The 18,598-nt window shown below is 55.2% G+C and carries 17 protein-coding genes; 8 read left to right on the top strand and 9 right to left on the bottom strand.

All coding sequences use genetic code 11. From position 1 onward, the window contains the following. Positions 1-18: 18 nt before the first annotated feature. Both queF and queC read right to left on the bottom strand, forming a co-directional pair. The gene (gene queF, locus IMCC3135_RS35170) at positions 19-486 is read right to left on the bottom strand and encodes a preQ(1) synthase (protein ID WP_088919400.1); all 468 of its coding nucleotides are present in this window, start codon (positions 484-486) and stop codon (positions 19-21) included. A gap of 11 nt (positions 487-497) precedes the next feature. Beyond that, entirely contained in the window at positions 498-1,187 is a 690-nt protein-coding gene (queC, locus tag IMCC3135_RS21125) for a 7-cyano-7-deazaguanine synthase QueC (protein WP_088919399.1), read from the bottom strand. A gap of 191 nt (positions 1,188-1,378) precedes the next feature. On the opposite strand from queC, the gene IMCC3135_RS21120 reads away from it, so the two are divergent. Continuing rightward, a complete protein-coding gene (locus IMCC3135_RS21120) occupies positions 1,379-2,551 on the top strand; it encodes an NAD(P)/FAD-dependent oxidoreductase (RefSeq protein WP_088919398.1) in 1,173 nt (390 codons plus the stop codon). 37 nt (positions 2,552-2,588) lie between these two features. On the opposite strand, the gene IMCC3135_RS21115 is transcribed toward IMCC3135_RS21120, so the two are convergent. From IMCC3135_RS21115 to hspQ, 4 genes are read right to left on the bottom strand one after another with little or no spacing between them, the layout of a single operon-like run. Next, positions 2,589-3,962 carry an FAD-dependent oxidoreductase gene (locus IMCC3135_RS21115; RefSeq protein WP_088919397.1) on the bottom strand — a complete coding sequence of 458 codons (1,374 nt, stop codon included), beginning with the start codon at positions 3,960-3,962 and terminating at the stop codon, positions 2,589-2,591. A gap of 56 nt (positions 3,963-4,018) precedes the next feature. Continuing rightward, a complete protein-coding gene (rluF, locus tag IMCC3135_RS21110; protein ID WP_236994629.1) occupies positions 4,019-4,759 on the bottom strand; it encodes a 23S rRNA pseudouridine(2604) synthase RluF in 741 nt (246 codons plus the stop codon). Further along, the gene (locus tag IMCC3135_RS21105) at positions 4,760-6,184 is read right to left on the bottom strand and encodes an MATE family efflux transporter (protein ID WP_088919396.1); all 1,425 of its coding nucleotides are present in this window, start codon (positions 6,182-6,184) and stop codon (positions 4,760-4,762) included. Between the two features lie 29 nt (positions 6,185-6,213). Then, positions 6,214-6,540: a heat shock protein HspQ gene (gene hspQ / locus IMCC3135_RS21100; RefSeq protein ID WP_088919395.1), complete on the bottom strand. Its 327-nt coding sequence runs from the start codon at positions 6,538-6,540 to the stop codon at positions 6,214-6,216. 47 nt (positions 6,541-6,587) lie between these two features. Here hspQ and IMCC3135_RS21095 point away from each other — a divergent pair, with 47 nt between their 5' ends. From IMCC3135_RS21095 to IMCC3135_RS21070, 6 genes are all read left to right on the top strand, one after another. Further along, on the top strand, positions 6,588-7,697 hold the full coding sequence (locus IMCC3135_RS21095; protein WP_088919394.1) for a Gfo/Idh/MocA family protein: 1,110 nt from the start codon (positions 6,588-6,590) through the stop codon (positions 7,695-7,697). A gap of 53 nt (positions 7,698-7,750) precedes the next feature. Then, positions 7,751-8,737: an aldo/keto reductase gene (locus IMCC3135_RS21090; RefSeq protein ID WP_088921993.1), complete on the top strand. Its 987-nt coding sequence runs from the start codon at positions 7,751-7,753 to the stop codon at positions 8,735-8,737. Positions 8,738-8,758: 21 nt separating this feature from the next. Continuing rightward, complete coding sequence (locus IMCC3135_RS21085) at positions 8,759-10,384, top strand: bifunctional metallophosphatase/5'-nucleotidase (RefSeq protein WP_205737653.1); 1,626 nt, start codon at positions 8,759-8,761, stop codon at positions 10,382-10,384. Positions 10,385-10,406: 22 nt separating this feature from the next. Next, positions 10,407-11,309, top strand: coding sequence for an ABC transporter substrate-binding protein (locus tag IMCC3135_RS21080; protein ID WP_157736158.1), 903 nt, complete (start codon positions 10,407-10,409; stop codon positions 11,307-11,309). 73 nt (positions 11,310-11,382) lie between these two features. After that, the gene (locus tag IMCC3135_RS21075; RefSeq protein ID WP_088919392.1) at positions 11,383-12,159 is read left to right on the top strand and encodes an SDR family oxidoreductase; all 777 of its coding nucleotides are present in this window, start codon (positions 11,383-11,385) and stop codon (positions 12,157-12,159) included. A gap of 212 nt (positions 12,160-12,371) precedes the next feature. Continuing rightward, positions 12,372-13,274, top strand: a complete 903-nt coding sequence (locus IMCC3135_RS21070; RefSeq protein ID WP_088919391.1) for a hypothetical protein — start codon at positions 12,372-12,374, stop codon at positions 13,272-13,274. Positions 13,275-13,303: 29 nt separating this feature from the next. Here the strand turns inward: IMCC3135_RS21070 and IMCC3135_RS21065 are convergent, their stop codons facing one another. Then, positions 13,304-15,613: a YgiQ family radical SAM protein gene (locus tag IMCC3135_RS21065; protein WP_088919390.1), complete on the bottom strand. Its 2,310-nt coding sequence runs from the start codon at positions 15,611-15,613 to the stop codon at positions 13,304-13,306. A gap of 125 nt (positions 15,614-15,738) precedes the next feature. Between IMCC3135_RS21065 and IMCC3135_RS21060 the strand changes: the two genes are divergently transcribed. Then, a complete protein-coding gene (locus IMCC3135_RS21060) occupies positions 15,739-16,305 on the top strand; it encodes a thioesterase family protein (RefSeq protein WP_205737652.1) in 567 nt (188 codons plus the stop codon). 15 nt (positions 16,306-16,320) lie between these two features. Here the strand turns inward: IMCC3135_RS21060 and IMCC3135_RS21055 are convergent, their stop codons facing one another. Beyond that, the gene (locus IMCC3135_RS21055; protein WP_088919389.1) at positions 16,321-18,147 is read right to left on the bottom strand and encodes an HTTM domain-containing protein; all 1,827 of its coding nucleotides are present in this window, start codon (positions 18,145-18,147) and stop codon (positions 16,321-16,323) included. A gap of 26 nt (positions 18,148-18,173) precedes the next feature. After that, positions 18,174-18,581 carry a hypothetical protein gene (locus IMCC3135_RS21050; protein WP_088919388.1) on the bottom strand — a complete coding sequence of 136 codons (408 nt, stop codon included), beginning with the start codon at positions 18,579-18,581 and terminating at the stop codon, positions 18,174-18,176. Positions 18,582-18,598 lie beyond the last annotated feature (17 nt).

The following is an 18,598-nucleotide window of genomic DNA, read 5'->3' as shown; positions in this document are numbered from 1 at the left end:
GGGCTGACAGCTTGTCTGTCAGCCACGACCTCGATAACCTGGCACATTCTGTTCAGGTATCCAGACACCGCTCGGAGCTTCACCGGTCTGATAGAAGACATCGATGGGCATGCCACCGCGTGGAAACCAGTAGCCGCCAATTCTCAACCAGGCTGGTTGCAGGAGTTCTTCCAGGCGCTTGGCAATAGAGACGGTGCAGGCTTCGTGAAATGCACCATGGTTACGAAAAGAGCCCAGATAGAGTTTCAGGGACTTGCTCTCGACCAGCCATTCACCCGGTATGTAGTCGATCACTAAATGGGCAAAATCCGGTTGTCCTGTCATCGGGCACAGAGAGGTGAATTCTGGTTGCGTAAATCGAACCAGATAGTCTGTGCCCGCTTCAGGGTTAGCGACTCGTTCCAGCTCGGCATCTTCAGGCGAGTTGGGTAGTACGGTCGCGCCGCCTAATTGCTTTAATCCGCTGTAAATTGTTTCATCAGACATGGGTGTTGCCTCTAAGGTTGTGATGGAATAGCCGAGTGCGGATCGGCATAAGTGGTCGGATCTGTCACGTCTGCCAACTGAAAAGCTTCGCGTCGCTCAACGCAAGTGCCACAGCGGCCGCAGTGGACATCATTACCTGCATAACAGCTCCATGTGTCCGCAAAAGGCACCTTGAGGTCGTAGCCAATACGCACGATATCGGCTTTTGAACCATTGACAAAGGGGGCTTGCAGCTGGGGGCAGTGCACCCCTTCCAGGGCTTGTTGCTCCATCTGGGCGAAAGCGTGGATGAAGCCTGGACGACAATCGGGATAGATGAAATGATCTCCCCCGTGTACTGCAAGCGCAACGGCATCCAGAGCGCGTGCAGAGGCGACACCAAATGCGATGCTCATCATGATGGGGTTGCGGTTCGGCACGACGGTGCTGCGCATGCTCTGTTCCTGATAGTGCCCGAGAGGTACGTCAATATCAGGATCGGTCAAGGCAGAACCAGGCAGCAAGCTGGCCAGGGCACGCAGATCGACGATGTCGTGAGGTACGTCAAGTTGTTGTGCGCAGCTGGCTGCGGCATCCAGTTCCCGTAGGTGTCGCTGGCCGTAATTGAAGCTGATCAGCCCTGCCAGTTTGGCTTCGGACGCCACTTTCCAGGCGAGCGTAACGGAATCGAGTCCGCCGGAGCAGATCACGAGAGTATTCATGCTTGTTGTCCTTGTTTTATCCGGGTAGGCTGCGACCGGAGCGCCCAGGAGCTTGTCCAAGGCGCGAAATTGTTTAACTGCAAGTTGCGGCGGCAATGTTAACGCGTGTGGCTGGTATCGTCCATCACGGACTCACGCCACGCTGGCATTAAAGCCGTTCCGAAACAAGGTCGAAGAAACTGGAGTAGTCAATGGACAGGATTGTGATAGTCGGCGCAGGCCAGGGTGGGTTGCAGGCTGCCATTAGTTTGCGAGCGGAAGGTTTTGAGGGCAGTATCGTACTGATTGGGGCAGAGCAGCACCTTCCGTATCAGCGTCCTCCCTTGTCCAAGGCGTTTTTGAAAGATGGCGAAGCTCGCAAGTTGCAAATACGACCTGCAACCTTTTTCGAAAGAAAGGACATAACCCTGCATACGGGGGTTGAAGTTGAACGAATTGATCGTACCGATCGAGTGGTCTGGGCTGGCAAGGAATCGTTTGCCTATGACCATCTGATACTGGCCACCGGCACACGAAATCTTCGCCCCCCGATACCCGGGCTCCATCACGCGCTGGATCTTCGCACCTTGAATGATGCGCAGGCTTTGCGCCAGGCCTTGACAGCTGCCCGTAGCAGCGTTGTTATCGGGGGCGGCTTCATTGGCCTGGAGTTCGCGGCGGTTGCACGCAGCATGGGTCATGATGTCTGTGTTGCGGAAGCTGCATCTCGTTTGATGTCGCGAGCTGTTTCGCCAGAGATGTCAGCACGTTTTCTGGCAAAACATCGGGATGCGGGAACGGTTGTCCATCTGGATAATCCCGTTCATTCGGTGACTGGTGAAGGGGTGGTTCTGGCTGATGGGTCTCAAATTTCTGCTGACACCGTGCTTCTTGCGGCGGGCGTTGTGCCCAATACGGAGCTGGCCGCGGCTGCCGGTCTACTGGTTGATAATGGAATTGTTGTCAATGAATACCTGCTGACCCATGATGATTCCATCTCTGCGATGGGTGATTGCGCTGTTTTCCCCAACCCGGTAACGGGCCTGCCCATACGACTGGAAAGCGTACAGGCTGCAACAGATCATGCAAAAACGATTGCGGCCCGGTTGGTCAGCAGTACTCATACAGCCTATGCAGCTGTACCCTGGTTCTGGTCTGATCAGTCCGACTGGAAGCTGCAGATTGCCGGACTGGCCGCATCAGACGACGACAGCGTCATGAGAGAGGATGGGGCAGTCTTGCGCTTTGCCAATAATCATCTGAGTGCGGTCGAAACCATCAACGATGCCAGAACACATCTGCAGGCTCGCAAGGCTCTGGCGGGAGCGTTGGTAAGCCGGGAGCAAATGGCGGCTGTCAATTACGATCTCGCCGCTGTGAAATAGTTTATGAAAAAATAGCCTTGGCGATCATCAAGACTCGTCAATGCACGCGTGCACCTTGTCGTTCCAGTTCCTTTTGTATACTGCGAACATCGACCTTGGCGAGCGATTGACTGGATTTAACGGACAAGGCTGCGGCAACACCCGCTGCCTGCCCGGTAACAGCACAACAGGCCATATTCCTGGTGGCGGCATGGCTGACTCTGTCGCCACCGGTTGCACGCCCGGATACCAACAAATTTTCGACACCCTTGGGTAACAGGTTCTGATAGGGGATTTCGAAATAGCGGCCCGTCGTCGGCAGGATCAGGATGCCATAACCGTCGATGAACTCGGGGAAGATGCCAACACTGTCCTCGAAGCGTCCTTGCTCACGCACATCGGTGGATGTCATGTTGTAGAGGCAATCAACCTTTCGTGTGTCACGAATACCAATCGTCATGCCAAAGTTTCTGAGTCGAATACCACTGCAGCCAGGGGTATAGCGTCGCAGGGCCTCAATGGCCAGCATGGATTGCCGTCGGCCTTCGAATTCAAACTGCGTCAAGTCGTCCGGGTCCGTGCCATCACAACCATCCAGGTGAATCAGATTCATATAGGTCAGCTCGCCGGTGTCATGAATAGCCCCCCAGGTTCCAGCAATCGTATTGAGATTGGCGGGAATCAGGCCATCCTTGATGGCTTGCTCGAACGGCTTTTTGAGGAAGGGCGAAAACATCTCGTCCTCTTTGCCCGTCGTCTCGATGTTCCATTCGCCACCGCCACCCCAGTCTTTGTAGGTTTGCGGATCAGCCTTGATACCCTCCATGAACTTGATCTTGTCGACGCCTGCGACATGGAACATGACCGAGGCGGCCATCATGGATTCTTTGGGGGTCATGAACGTCGGTGCCCCTGCGCGTGCGATGACATCGGCATCACCTGTTGCATCGATGACCCGTTTGGCAAGGATCGCTTCGCGTCCCGCTTTGGATTCGGTAATGATTCCGACGATGGTATTGCCTTCCATGATGGGCGCGACGAATTGGCGGTGCAGCATGGGACGGATATTGGCCTCGTCCAGCACCAACTTGTCAGCGACCAGCTTGAAGCCTTCGGAGTCGATCTCGTAGGACAGTGACTGGGACTCCTGTACAGCGGCGCCCATCTGTTTGGCGGCCTCTTCGAACTCTCTGACAATGCCGTTGGATTCTACCGTTTGCTCGTGTCGATACCAGTGCATGCCCTCAACGCCAACAACCGTCAGGTTACCTCCGAAGCAACCAAAGCGCTCAACTAACGTGACCTCAACCCCCGCCCGTGCAGCCGCTAACGCTGCTGGCAGCCCGCCGGGTCCTGAACCGACAACCAGGACGTCCGTTGTGTGGACAACCTCGATCTGGCGTGCCGGTTCTGTGATCGTCTGGGTATTCATGATTCAATCCTCGGAATGCAAAAAGAGCCAATTAGCGTCTGGAAAACCTGATCAGTCTACCGACGTGGAGTTTCCAATACATGAAACAATACCGATAGCTCGTCATCAGTCAGATCACGCCGTTCACCCAGCTCCAGTCCATCCAGATTGATGTGCATGATTCGAAAGCGCTCCAGCTTCTCCACAGAATAGCCGTAGTGTTTGCACATACGACGAATCTGTCGGTTTAACCCCTGAATCAAGGTAATTCTGAACACATAGTCCGACTCTTTGACAGCCACACAGTCTTTCGTGATGACACCGAGCATGGGCACGCCATGGCTGATACCGGTTATGAAGTCATCAGTTATGGCCTTGTTGACGGTGACCCGGTATTCCTTTTCATGCCGGTTGCCGGCCCCCAGAATCTTGTCGACAAGATCGCAGCGGTTAGTCAGAAATATCAATCCTTGAGAGTCTTTGTCGAGTCTGCCGACCGGAAATATTCTGGATGGATGGTCAACAAAATCGACGATATTACGTTTGTCAGTTTTTGCGGCAGTACACACCACCCCAACGGGTTTGTTCAAAGCGATGAAGAGCACATTCTCAGGCGCTAGTGGTTCGATAGGCAGCCCATCGACAGTGACCTTGTCACCGGCAGAGACCTGATCACCCAGGATTGCCTGTTTGCCATTGATAAAGACAACACCTCGTGCGACATAGGCATCTGCAGCCTTTCTGGGGCAGAGGCCGCTTTCGCAGATGTATTTGTTGATACGGATTGATGAGTCAGAGCTAATGTATTTCTCGACCAACTAGTGACCGCGGTGCTGCACACCGGGAGCCAGACTGCGATAGAAGTTCCAGCGTTGCTTGCCGTTGCAGAAGGAGAATGGCAGGCTGATCGATAGTCCACGTTCCAGGCGGCTGCTCAGCCACAAGGCGACACTGAAGGCGACGATACCGGCAATCATGTTGCCCAGTGCCTGACCGCCGAGCACGCCGGGAGCACCGAACCAGTTGCTGCCCAGGTGAATGAAGGGAATGCCCAGGCACAAGTCGCGAAACAGGTTGCTGATGGTGGCATAGCCTGGATGTCGCAGTGCGGTGAACAAGGGGTTGGCGGCAAGTTGCAAGCCGTACAGCCAGTAGGTGATGACGATAAAGCTGCAGTAGAACTGCAACAGCTCTGCGGCCTCTGCTTGCAGGACGAACACCTCCACCAGAAAGTGGCGGGCCAGAAACAACACAATGGCGACCGGTATGACATAAAGCGTGACAAACAAGGCGCTGGCCTTGAGCGTCTGGCTGACGCGTTGAGTCTGGCCGGCTCCGACATTCTGTGAGGCGACCGGGCCTACGGCACCGGATAGTCCGTAGAGTCCGGCAAAGGCGACCGGTGTGATGCGGCCGATAACGGCGGCGGCTGCCACCGCATCGGTGCCGAAGCGGGACATTTGTGTGGTGGCATAGGCCGCACCGATCGGGCCTGCCAGATTGGTAATGAGCGAGGGCACCGCTATGCTGCCCAGCTGACGTGCATCGTGACCCAGTTTGGAGGGGGCCGGACGCTGGATCAGTTGATGGCGCTTGATGATGTAGTACAAAGCCATGCCGGCAACCGTGAATCGGGACAGCACAGAGGCGATAGCCGCCCCGGTAAGATCCAGGCCAAAGCCAAAAATCAGAATCGGGTCCAGTACCGCATTAACCAGACCGGCAATGATGGTGGCCCACATCGACAGACGGGCTTCTCCAACAGCGCGTAGCAGGGAGGTGCCTGCCATGCCCAGTCCCATTATGGGCAAGGCGGCGCCGACGATTCGAAAATAGTGTGTAGCAAGCTGCAGGGTCTCGCCGCTAGCGCCCATGAGTGCCAGTAGGTCTGGGGCGAACCAGAGGGCCAGCAGGGTGAGAGGCAGGGTCAGTGCCAGGCTGAACAGCAAGCCGTGGGTGGCCAGACGACCTGCCTCCTGTTCCTGCCCGGCCCCCATGGCCTGAGCAACCACCGTGGATGTGGCAATGGACAGGCCGATACAGATGGCTGCACCGAAAAACAAGCCGGTACCGGCATAGCCTACGGCTGCCGCCAGCTCCGGCTGACCCAGCATGGCAATGAAGAAGACATCGACCAGGTCCACGGCAAAGATGGCGAACAGGCCGATGGCCGAGGTAATCGACAGGGTGCTGACATGGCCGAGGATCGAACCTTCGGTGTAACGAACGCCGTGTGTGGCCATGGGGTCAGGAGTCGGGAGAAGCTACGTAGCTAATGAGCGGCCAGGTTTCTGGGGCGATAAACACCTGTCGGGCTGCGTTCGAAGTCCACGGCAATGCGCGGATGTCGCAGCGGGGTGGCATCCTCGTCAGGCAGCAGGTTCTGCTCTGAGACATAGGCTTCGTATACCGACTCGTCATTCTCGGCATACAGATGGTAGAAAGGTTGGTCCCTGCGAGGCCGGACTGCCTCTGGAATGGCGTCATACCATTCGTCCGAGTTGCCGAAAACCGGGTCTACATCGAAGATTACTCCTCTGAATGGATAGACACGATGTCGCACTACCTGGCCAATTCCGAATTTTGCGTCTCTGATCATAACAAGCAGTTTAACCGGCGTTTACACATTGCGGCTAGAATTCGCATATGAACATACTTCGCTACGCCATCATTGGCACTGGCATGATGGGCCAGGAACACCTGAAAAACCTTGCACTTGTCAGGGATATTCACGATTTGCCACTTTCAGTGGTGGCGCTTATCGACCCGGACGAGGGAATGCGCCAGAGTGCGCTGGAGCTGGCGCGCTCGCTGGGTAATACAGAGGTGCAGGCCTACAGCCAGCTATCCGAGTTGTCCAGTGATGATGTGGATGCCTTCATTATCGTGTCACCCAATTTTACGCACCACGCCATCATCACCGAATTGTTACCACTGGGTAAGGCGATTCTGACGGAAAAGCCTTTGTGTACAAAGCTCAGCGACTGTGATGATCTGCAGCAGCAACTGGAGGGTTATCCGGCGCCTTTCTGGGTTGCCATGGAGTACCGCTATATGCCGCCGACGGCGCGTTTTCTGGAACGACTGGCCAGTGGCGAGATTGGTACTCTGCGTATGCTGAGCATTCGCGAGCAACGCTATCCGTTTCTGGAGAAAGTCGGTGACTGGAACCGCTTCAGTGAAAATACCGGCGGCACGCTGGTTGAAAAATGCTGCCACCACTTCGATCTGATGCGACTCATGACAGGCGCTGAGCCTGTTCGTGTGTTTGCCAGTGGTGGCATGGATGTGAATCATCTGGATGAATCCTACGAAGGCCGGACACCCGATATCATTGACAACGCACTGGTTATTGTCGACTTTGACAATGGTGCACGTGGTGCTCTGGAGTTGTGCATGTTTGCCGATGGCGCAGAACCGCAGGAGCAACTCACAGCGATCGGCGACAAGGGCAAACTGGATGCCTATATACCCGGGCCAGACCGGTTCTGGCCGGATGCTGGCGAACGACATTCCAGGGTGGTCTTCAGTCCGCGTGATCAGAGTCAGCCACAAATCGATGTGATAGCAGTCGATCCGCAACTGGCAGCCGCAGGGGACCATCATGGTTCCACCTTCTATCAGCACCTGCGTTTTGCCAAAGCAGTGCTGCAGGGCGCAGCGGTTGAAGTGACAGTCAGTGATGGCGCCAAAGCAGTACGCATGGGCGCAGCCGCTCAGGAATCCATTCGAACCGGGCAGGTTGTCGAACTGTAAAAGGCCTGCAATCAACCCATCTCCCAATCACAATGAAGAACAAAGGAAGCTGTATGACGACAATTCCCACCCAGCCAGTCGGCGCTGATGGCCAGATGCCGGTAATCGGCCTTGGATTATGGAAGATCGACAAAGACGTGGTGGCTGATGCCGTGGTCGAGGCCATTCGTGCCGGTTACCGGCATCTGGACAGTGCCTGCGACTATGGCAACGAGAAACAGGTCGGTGAGGGTATTCGCCGCGCCATCGAGGAAGGCTTGTGTACCCGCGAAGATCTGTGGGTGACTTCCAAATTGTGGAATACCTATCATCACCCGGATCATGTGGTCATGGCGATGGACCAGACTCTGGACGACCTGGGACTGGACTATCTGGATCTGTATATGGTGCATTTTCCGATCGCGCTGGAATTCGTACCGTTTGAAACTCGCTACCCACCCGAGTGGGTGCATGATCCCAGCGATGAGTTACCGATGATGAAACCGGCTGCAGTATCCCTGCAGGATACCTGGCGCGCCATGGAGACGTTGGTGGACTCGGGTCTGGCGCGGCATATCGGCGTGTGCAATTATGGTGTCAGCCTGATGCGTGATTTGCTTAACTACGCACGCATTGAGCCCGCTGTACTGCAGATAGAATCCCACCCTTATCTGACACAGGACAAACTGGTGCGTTTCTGTGCAGAGCAGGACATTGCTGTCACTGCCTTCTCGCCATTGGGTGCGCTGTCCTACCTGGAGCTGGGCATGGCAGAAGAGAGCCAGTCGGTATTGCAACAGCCCAGTGTTATCGCCATTGCCGAGCGTCTGGGCAGAACGCCGGCACAGGTTATTCTGCGCTGGGGTGTACAGCGCGGCAATTCCATCATCCCTAAAACATCCCGACCAGAGCGTCTGCTGGAAAATGCGGCACTGTTCGATTTTGAACTGACTGATGAGGACATGGCTGCTGTGAGTGGCTTGAACCGCAATCAGCGATTCAATGATCCGGGTGTCTTTACCGAACTGGCCTTCAATACGTTTTTCCCCATCTACGAGTAACTGTCAGAGGAAACTGCTTCGATGAAAAACCGATTCTTTAGAGTTCGACAGACCGGCAAGCGTATGAACCGTCGTATTTTGCCTTGTGTACTGGCAACAAGCGCTCTGTCGTTTGGCGCAACGGCTATTGCAGATGACACGATCACCATTTTGCATACCAACGACTTTCATTCCAGAGTCGAGCCTATTACCAAGTACGACAGCCCCTGTTCGGCCGAAGACAATACGGCAGGCGAATGCTTTGGCGGTTTTGCACGTCTGGTAACGGCCGTTAGCGACGCCCGCAAACGCAATCCGGATGCGTTGCTGTTCGACGGTGGGGATCAGTTCCAGGGCTCTTTGTTCTATACCTATTACAAGGGCAAGGTTGCAGCCGAGATCATGAATACTCTGCAATACGACGGTATGACCGTGGGTAACCATGAGTTCGATGACGGACCATTGGTGCTGCGCTCTTTCATCGACAACGTTGAATTCCCGGTCGTGATGTCAAATGCTGACGTTAGCAAGGATGAGTCACTCGCCAACAAGATCATGAAGTCCACCGTGGTTGAAAAGGCTGGCAAGAAGTACGGCATCATTGGTCTGACGCCTCAAGACACGGGTGAGCTGGCAAGCCCTGGCAAGAACATTACCTTCTCTGACCCCGTCGCAGCCGTGCAGGGTGAAGTGGATGAACTCACCGCACAGGGAATCAATCGCATTGTCGTTCTGTCGCACTCCGGTTATGAAGTCGACAAACGCGTTGCTGCTGAAACCACCGGCGTCGATGTCATTGTGGGTGGCCACAGCAACACCTTTTTATCGAACACGGATGAAGATGCAGCTGGTCCCTATCCGACGATGGTGGGCGATACCGCGATCGTGCAAGCCTATGCCTATGGCAAGTATGTCGGCGAGCTGGCGGTAACCTTCAATGATGCCGGTGAGGTGATGGACGCCAGTGGTGATCCGATTTCTGTTGACGGTACGGTTAGCGAGAATGCAGAGACAGTGGCGCGGGTTACCGAGCTTGCCAAGCCGTTGGAAAGTATTCGCAACAAGGTTGTTGCGGTATCCGACAGCGTCATTGAAGGCAGCCGTGATATCTGTCGCTTGCAGGAATGCGAAATGGGTAATCTGATTGCCGACGCATTGCTGGATCGCGTCAAGGATCAGGGCGTAAGCATTGCGATCATGAATTCGGGTGGTGTGCGCGCCACTATCGATGCGGGTGAAATCACCATGGGTGAGGTGCTGACCGTGCTGCCATTTCAGAATACCTTGTCAACTTTCGAGCTGACAGGGGCTGATGTGATTGCCGCTCTTGAGAACGGTGTCAGTCAGGTTGAGGAGGTCAAGGGACGTTTTCCACAAGTGGCTGGTCTGAGCTTTACCTGGGATCCTTCCAAGCCTGCCAATGAGGGTCGCATTGTTGAAGTCCTGGTTGATGTTGATGGAGAAATGCAGCCGATTGATCCGGAGGCGACTTACGGTCTTGTCTCTAACAACTATGTCAGAGGCGGTGGTGATGGTTATTCGGTCTTTGCCGAGAACGCTCTGAAGGCTTATGACTTTGGGCCGAACGTTGAAGATGTCGTCGCAGACTATCTGGCTGCCAATGCACCTTACAAGCCGGCGTTGCACGGCCGTATCAGTCAGCTGTAATCAAAGCCGGGCGGTTGGCAGCATGGATGTCCTGAAGCGTCATGGCTTATCCCTGCTGCTAGCTGCTGGCATGAATTTTTCGGCAGCAGCAGCAGCAGCCGCCGACACCGGCAAGCTGCCCAGTGTGCTGTCAATCAATCTGTGTGTGGACCAGATGGTCATGTTGCTGGCTGATCCCGCACAGATAAGCGCTCTGTCGCGTTTGAGCCGGGAGTCGTCAGGGTCCTACTTTCACGACAAGGCGCAGAACCATGCGCAGGCAGAGCCGCAGGCTGAAGACATTTTGCCGCGCGCCCCGGATGTGGTGGTAACAGGTCCCTACAATTCACGCTACACCCTGTCTCTGCTCGATGAGATTGGAGTGGAGGTGGAGACGCTGCAGATTGCCGACTCGGTCGAGTCCATGCTGGATAACATTCGGCGCATGGGTGACATTCTGCATCAGCAGGCACGCGCCGAATCTGTGATTGCGACACTGATGCAGCAACTGGCAGAGCTGGATCGACGGGTCGATGAGCTGGATACCGCCATGCGGCTCAGTGGTCGCTCATCACCACGGGCTGCCGTCTATGATGCCAACGGTTATACGGTGGGCCACCAGTCGTTGCGTGGTGAAGCCATGAAGCGGGCCGGTTGGCACAATGTGGCGGCAGACAAGGGTATCGAATCCTATGGTGTTCTGGCGCTTGAGGACATGATTCATCTGGCTCCGGATGCATTGATCGAATCGCCTTACAGCAAGGGGACCTATTCGCGCGGGCAGATGCTGGCTGAACATCCGGCGTTGCGCCAGGCAGGTCTGGATCCGATGATCATTTCCCTGCCAAGCAACCAGACAATCTGCGCCGGTCCCTGGCTGGTGGATGTCATCGGGCAACTGGTCGAGGCACGCGAACGTCTGCGCCTGCGTCTGGAGGATTCCTGAGTCCTGACTGGAGCCTGACCCCGTAGGTGCGTTATGCTGCCAGTCCTGTCAATCATGTGTGGATATAGTCGCTATGGATCTCGGAATCAGTGGCCGCAAAGCTATCGTATGTGCATCGTCACGCGGGCTCGGTCGAGCTTGCGCCATGTCACTGGCAGAGGCGGGTGTGGATCTGGTCATCAATGGTCGCGATGAACAAAAGCTTGCCAGTACACAGAAGGAGCTGGAAAAGTTCGGTGTGACGGTGACCGTCGTGATGGCAGATGTGTCATCAGCCGAAGGCCAGGCCGCCTTGTTTGCCGCCTGTCCCGCCCCGGATATTCTGGTTAACAACAATGGGGGTCCGCCGTTCCGGGATTTTCGTGAAATCGATCGTGAGGCGATGCTGGCAGGTGTGACCATGAATATGGTGACGCCACTGGAACTGATTCGTGCCTGTGTGGATGGTATGGGGGAGCGTGGCTGGGGTCGTATTGTCAACATCACATCTTCGTCTGTCGTCTCGCCCATTCCGGGGCTTGACCTGTCCAGCGGTGCACGTGCCGGTCTGACCTCGTTTCTGGCCGGTGTCTCACGCTCGGTTGCCTCAACCGGTGTCACCATAAACCAGATCATGCCCGGTGCCTTCGATACAGACCGCCTGCAAGGTGGCATCAGGACAACTGCTGAACGTCTGGGGGAATCCTATGAGGATGCTGCGGCCAAGCGAGCCGCTAGCATTCCTGCTGGGCGATTCGGACAGCCTGAAGAGTTCGGAGCCGCCTGCGCATTTCTATGTAGCACACACGCTAGCTATATTACTGGTCAGAGCTTGCTGATCGACGGCGGGGCTGTCAACAAGGCCTTCTAGAAAATCCCAGACAGCATTTTCAATGCCGGGTTGGGCATCGCAAGGCTCATATTGTGTGAGCTGGATTGCAAAACTGTCGGGGAAAATGTGCGTTGCGCACATAAAGCAGCGTGCATGGTCGGATAACCCCCCGACGTGCCGTTAATTATTTTGCTGCCTGGTGAGTGACTATCAGGTTGAATAACAATAATAAATAACAAGAGGCGCGGCACATGATCAAGCGCACACAGGTATTAATGCCAGCGACCTGGACGCTGCTGGCTTTATTTTCTGTTTACGAACCCGTACAAGCAGTGGAATCGGATGTAACGCCTCTTCCGGACCAGCTACTGCCACATAGTTCAGCGGTAGCCGAGTTGCTGCGATTGAGCGGGTTGAGCGTACAACTGGACAATCTGCCTAAAGCTGTCATCAGCAGTTTCGAACAATCGATTCGTAACGGCGGCATGCTAGGACCGTTTGAACAACAAGACATACCACCATTACACAGCGCGCTACAGGAAGTGTTCAGTAGCGAGCGCTTGCAAGCCTCCTTGTCGTTGCAGCTCGAAAGCGAACTCAGCACGGGCGATATCAGCTATCTGACTACTTTTTATCAAAGTGAATCGGGGCGTGAACTCAGTCAGGCCGAAAGAGAAAACTCGATTCTGAGTAATGCAGATCGATTTAATGTCTGGCATGACCTGCAGGGCATACGCAGCTTGCAGCCCGAACGCGCTGCTGTCATTGCAGAGTTGGAAAAGTCATTGCATGCAACAGATTCTGCTGTGGATACACTCATCAGTATGCAGGTCGCTTTGCAGGTCGGGCTGATGCCAGCCTTGCCGGCGCACCAGCAAGAGAGCGTCTCTGACCTGATCGATGCTGCCAGGGCGCATCAGAGCGCCATGCGAAGACAATATCAGGCAAGCTCACTGGAAACTCTGGCCTTCATGTTCCAGAACCAGTCAGTGGATATGCTCCGTGACTTTAACGAGGTGCTGCAAAGTGGAGCGGGTCAGCGTTATGTCAGAGCGACCAATATCGGTCTCAGCCGAGGCATGCTGAATGCTGCCGAGGAACTGGGTCAGTTGTTGAAACCAATACTGACCCAGCGACTGGGCATGGGGGCCTGAGAGGCCCCGCCTGGACCGGCGAATCCGGTCTAGTTAGTCTCGCGAGGTGGCAGACCGGTGTGCTGCGACAGTATCTGTCCCTTTATCACCTTGCCGACTCCGGCTGCGCCGCGCCCGCTTTTTCTATCCAGCGGCGTACTGTTCTTGCGCCGGGCATTCTGATAACCCACCTGGTCGCCCTTGGGCTGGTAGGTGGGAATAAGATGCTGCTTGCCGTTGCCAATAAGATCGTTGCGTCCCATGGATCGAAGGGCATCGCGCAGCATTGGCCAGTTCTGTGGATCGTGATAGCGCAGAAATGCCTTGTGCAGCTTTCGCTGTGTACCACTCTTGGGAATGGGCACTTCCTCACCATCACGCCGTATGCGCTTCAGGGGGTTCTTGCCCGTGTGGTACATGGTGGTGGCTGTCGCCATCGGTGAGGGGTAGAAATTCTGTACCTGATCGGCCCTGAAACCATTGGTTTTCAGCCAGATCGCCAGATTCATCATGTCAGAATCGGTCGTTCCCGGATGGGCTGCAATGAAATAGGGAATCAGAAACTGCTTCTTGCCAGCTTTCTTGGTGAAGTGCTCGAACATCTCCTTGAATTGATCATAGGCACCGATGCCCGGCTTCATCATCTTGTCCAGAGGTCCGCGTTCAGTATGCTCAGGAGCAATCTTCAGGTAGCCACCGACATGGTGCGTCACCAGTTCCTCGACATACTCAGGGGACTTGATTGCCAGGTCATAACGCAGGCCTGAGGCAATCAGAACCTTCTTGACGCCAGGCAATTCACGTGCGCGCTTGTAGAGCTTGATCAGCGAGGAATGATCGGTGTCCAGGTTGGAGCAGATGTCCGGATAGACACACGATGGCAATCGGCAGTTGGCCTCGATTTCTCGTGATTTGCAGGCAATGCGGTACATATTGGCCGTCGGCCCGCCCAGATCCGAGATGACGCCGGTAAAGCCTGGAACCTCGTCGCGAATTATCTCGATTTCCTTGATGATCGAGTCTTCGGAGCGATTCTGTATGACGCGGCCTTCGTGTTCGGTAATCGAGCAGAAGGTGCATCCGCCAAAACAGCCGCGCATGATGTTGATCGAGAAGCGAATCATTTCGTAGGCAGGAATACGTGCCTTGCCGTACAGAGGATGAGGGACCCGCTTATACGGTTGATCGAAGACGTAATCCATTTCCTCTGTTGTCAGAGGGATCGGCGGTGGGTTCAGCCATAATTTCTGGCCTCCCTGGTTCTGCACCATTGCTCGTGCATTGCCTGGATTGGTCTCAAGATGGAGCACACGATTGGCGTGGGCATAGAGCACCTTGTCGTTCTTGACCATGTCGTAGGAGGGCAGCCGCAAAACGGTCATGTTGCGTTTTTGCTGGCGAATGGCCTGACGTTCTTCGCGGCTCATGAAAGTGAGCACTTGAGTGGTAGAACCCACTGCCATTTCCAGCGCAGGCAGATCTGCAAGTGCTGGGGATGTGTCGGCGCTTATTGCCGGACTCTGCTCACTGGTCTGGCCGCTGCCGTCCTGGCAGGGTGAACCGGCGGCTTCGGCGGCACCGTCCTGGGGGACGACATAAGGATTGACCGGTTCTTCGATACGGCCCGGCTTGTCGATCTTGCTCGAATCGATGATGATCCAGTCACTGGGCAGGTCATCCACAATGAATGCGGTGCCGCGCAGGTCGGTTATCTCGTCAATGGGGTTGCCAGCGGCGAGTCGATGAGCGATATCGACAATGGCACGTTCACCGTTACCGTAGACCAGCATGTCAGCCTTGGCATCAGCCAGAATGGAATGGCGAACCTTGTCCTGCCAGTAATCGTAATGGGCAATGCGTCGCAGCGAGGCTTCAATGCCACCTATGACGATAGGGACGTCCTGATAAGCCTCCCGGCAGCGATGCGAATACACGATGGTGCTGCGATCGGGTCGTTTGCCACCAATATCATCAGGGGTGTAGGCATCGTCCGAGCGAATTTTACGATCAGCCGTGTAACGGTTGATCATGGAGTCCATATTGCCGGAGGTCACACCGAAGAACAGATTGGGTGCGCCCAGTTGCTTGAAGGCGTCGGCGTTTTGCCAGTCTGGCTGGGCAATGATGCCAACGCGGAACCCGTGAGATTCGAGCAATCGGCCAATGATGGCCATGCCAAAACTGGGGTGATCAACGTAAGCATCGCCGGTGACGACAATGATGTCGCAGCTATCCCAGCCCAGCTCATCCATCTCTGCCCGGTTCATGGGCAGGAAAGGAGCTCGGCCATAGCATTCGGCCCAGTACGGCGGATAGTCGAATAACGCGCGTGTTTGGTCTTTTGCAGGCCTGGCGGACATGGAACAGATCTCGGTGTAATCGAGTATGGTAACTGTTTAGCGGCCAGCTGGGCGTGAGTACGCCTCAAATACGCTAAACGTTTCAGGTTTGACGGACTTTAGAGACATTTTTACACGGTAGCAGAGTGAATACAGGCTGTTATGCTCATGACACCCCCGTTTTGAACTATCAAGCCAACGTGACAACCGAATCAGATCGCTCGCAGCCACCTTCTGCCGATGCACAGCGCTCAGAGCAGGAACAACGGCAACTGGTTGCAGAAATTACAACGTTGTTTGAGCAAAAAATCAGCTTCAACGAGTTTCTCGGCTTTCGCATAGACCAACTTGAGCCGGGACCTGTCCGTATCAATTTCCAGATGCGGCCAGAGCTGATTGGACATTACCTGCACGGTCGCCTGCATGGAGGGGTGATTGCCTCTGTACTGGATGTTGCCGGTGGTCTGGCCGTCATGATGGGAATCGCCGCATTTCATCCTGCAGATTCCACGCTGCAGATCCTTGAACGCTTCTCACGCCTGGCCACTATTGACCTGCGTGTTGATTATCTGCGCCAGGGTATTGGCAGCGAATTTACGGCCGTGGGCGAGGTGGTGCGGTTGGGGCGTCGCGTGGCTGTCTGCAGTATGCGTCTGAGCAACGACCAGGACTCATTGATTGCAACCGGTAATGCCAGTTATATCGTCAGTTAGTTGCACTGAAGAGCCTCAGGAATCGGCAAACTCTGCATAACACCAGTGACGCCACAGTTTGTGCCTTGATTCTTCTTTGGGCGTACCTTGGGTATTGGTGCGATGCTTGACCACGAAGATCTCCAGTGTCGCCAGTTGCGTCTCACGCTCTCGTGGTTGCTGGTTCCAGCTTTTGCACAGATAGCTGCCCAATGCCGAGCGCACCGTATTGTTCGAGTGCCCATCGACGCGGCCAAGGTATTTGCGCCATCGATAGCTTTCATAGAGTGGGTAGAAGCGTTCTGGTGTCTGCCAGTCCTGTTTGCTGGAGGTCAGTGAATACAGATCTACCTGCTCGCCGTTACGCAAGGTTCCGGGAATGAGCAGATAGGATGAGGTTGTCAGAGGGTAGGGGGCGAACATGTCCCAGCGCTGATCCAGTCGAACTGTGCGTGCAAGATGATTGACGTGCTCTGGCATCTGCCCACGATTGCCCGGCAATTCGTAGATGTTGAAACTGGTCACGACGTAGAAGAACAGGCCAGCGAGCAGAGAGCCTGCCAGCGTTGGCCTTGTCTTGAGTGCTCTGAAAGGCAATACGCGACTGCTTAGTGTGCCCATGAGGCCGCGATTTTCTGCCACCCAGCGATAGACGCGCTTGCCAGCGCCTCGCAGTACCCAGCTGGACATCAGCCATCCCAGCGGTTTGAAGGGCCAGCGTTGCGAGAACAGGAATGCCATGGCCCGCCATTGAGTCTGGTATTTGCCTTGCGGGTCTTTTATCACCCAGGTGTTCTCATGCTCCATGATGGCGTGTACAAGCGGGTAGTTTTGCGCAGGCAGAATGCAAGTGCCCTGCGGCAGTAGAAAGCAGCGCAGAATCAGACACATTTTCAGACAGAAGGCACAATCCTCGTCGTAATAGATCACGATAGCTTCGAGCTGCTGGCGACGTGCGATCTGGCTTTGAGTGTTGCGCAGGCAGGCCCACAGAGTGCCTGGTATGAGCAGGCTCAATGCCATGAAATCGATCAGCGGAAACAGGCCGATGTGCAGCATGAGCAAAAAGGCGAAATGCAAAGAGCCAAGAAGTAACAGGCCTGCAAGGCGCATCCAGGGCCAGAAGAAGGGGCTGATTACCAGTAGCGGTCCGATGAATTCGACAACCAGAACAAAGATTGTCGCGCCTTTGAGCAAGGTGGGGAACTGCCTGATCCAGTCGCCGATGGGCGTGGCGAAATGCTGCAGACTGACTGCGTAGTAGGCGGCATCAAAGCGGGTCGTCCAGGCATCACCGGTTTTCATCAAAGCGGTGAAAAAGTACAGATACAGCACTTGCAGGACAATGGCGACAGTGGCTACGGAAAAATAGGGTTGCTCACGATAGGCGTTGCTCGGCAAACCATTGGGATTGTGCTGATGGGCTTCTTGCAAGGCTGCATCGATCGAGTAGCGTGCACCCAGTGGCAGAAACATTGCCCAGAAGCTCATGATGACCAGCAGATTATCGCCCCCTTGCAGTATCAGACCATTGCGATTGAGGAGGGAAGCCAACAGGATGAAAGAGGCGGCGGCAGCCAGCTTGCTGCGATACCCGAAGAGCAGGGCGAAGGCAAAACCGGCAGCCAGCATGAATAGCAGTACCTGCCACCAGAGCTCGCCACTGGCTCCATGAATTGACCAGTGCCATCGGTGTGTCAGCAGCAACCAGCTACGTCGCGGCAAAACCCCGTCATCGGTATAAAAGGTTGTCAGGTCGACACTGCGCAAGGCCAGGTCTGCCAGCAGCAGCATTGCAAGTAAAATGCGGAACAGCGCGATCGATCTCAGATCGAGGCTGAACACACGTCGGACGTGGTTCATGACGGGGTCTCTGTCTCTGGCTTAGCTCAAGAGCCTGCCACATCATCCTTTATCAGAGCAGCGATGTGAGCAAACTCAATCCATTGTTGCTCAGACTCGCCTTCAATGCCAAGCAATACACGACTATGAATATAGTCGGCATCTCGAACCGTGCCTAGTTGCTGCCTGAACTCACCGTCTTTGATTCTGACAACAAGCCCGGGGGTCAGTGGCGGTAAGCGATTGCGCCGCACCTTTTGCTGGCGAGCCACCGTGGCTGCCAGCATGGAGCGTAAAGAGCGACGCCGCTCGTCTCTTTCCTTGAGTGTCAGCTCCGACATATCGGCTGTCAGATCGACCAGCCTGGGAGTCTTTGCATCAGATTCTGGCGAATCCTTTTGCAAGGTTCGCCAGAAGCTCTGATCGTTGACTGTTTTGTCGGTAGGCTTGCTCATTGCAGCTACAGTAGCAT

It is taken from the genome of Granulosicoccus antarcticus IMCC3135 (genome assembly GCF_002215215.1).
GTDB lineage: Bacteria > Pseudomonadota > Gammaproteobacteria > Granulosicoccales > Granulosicoccaceae > Granulosicoccus > Granulosicoccus antarcticus.
The sequence above is the reverse complement of the archived record's forward strand: the minus strand, read 5'-3'. Positions and strand labels throughout refer to the sequence as shown.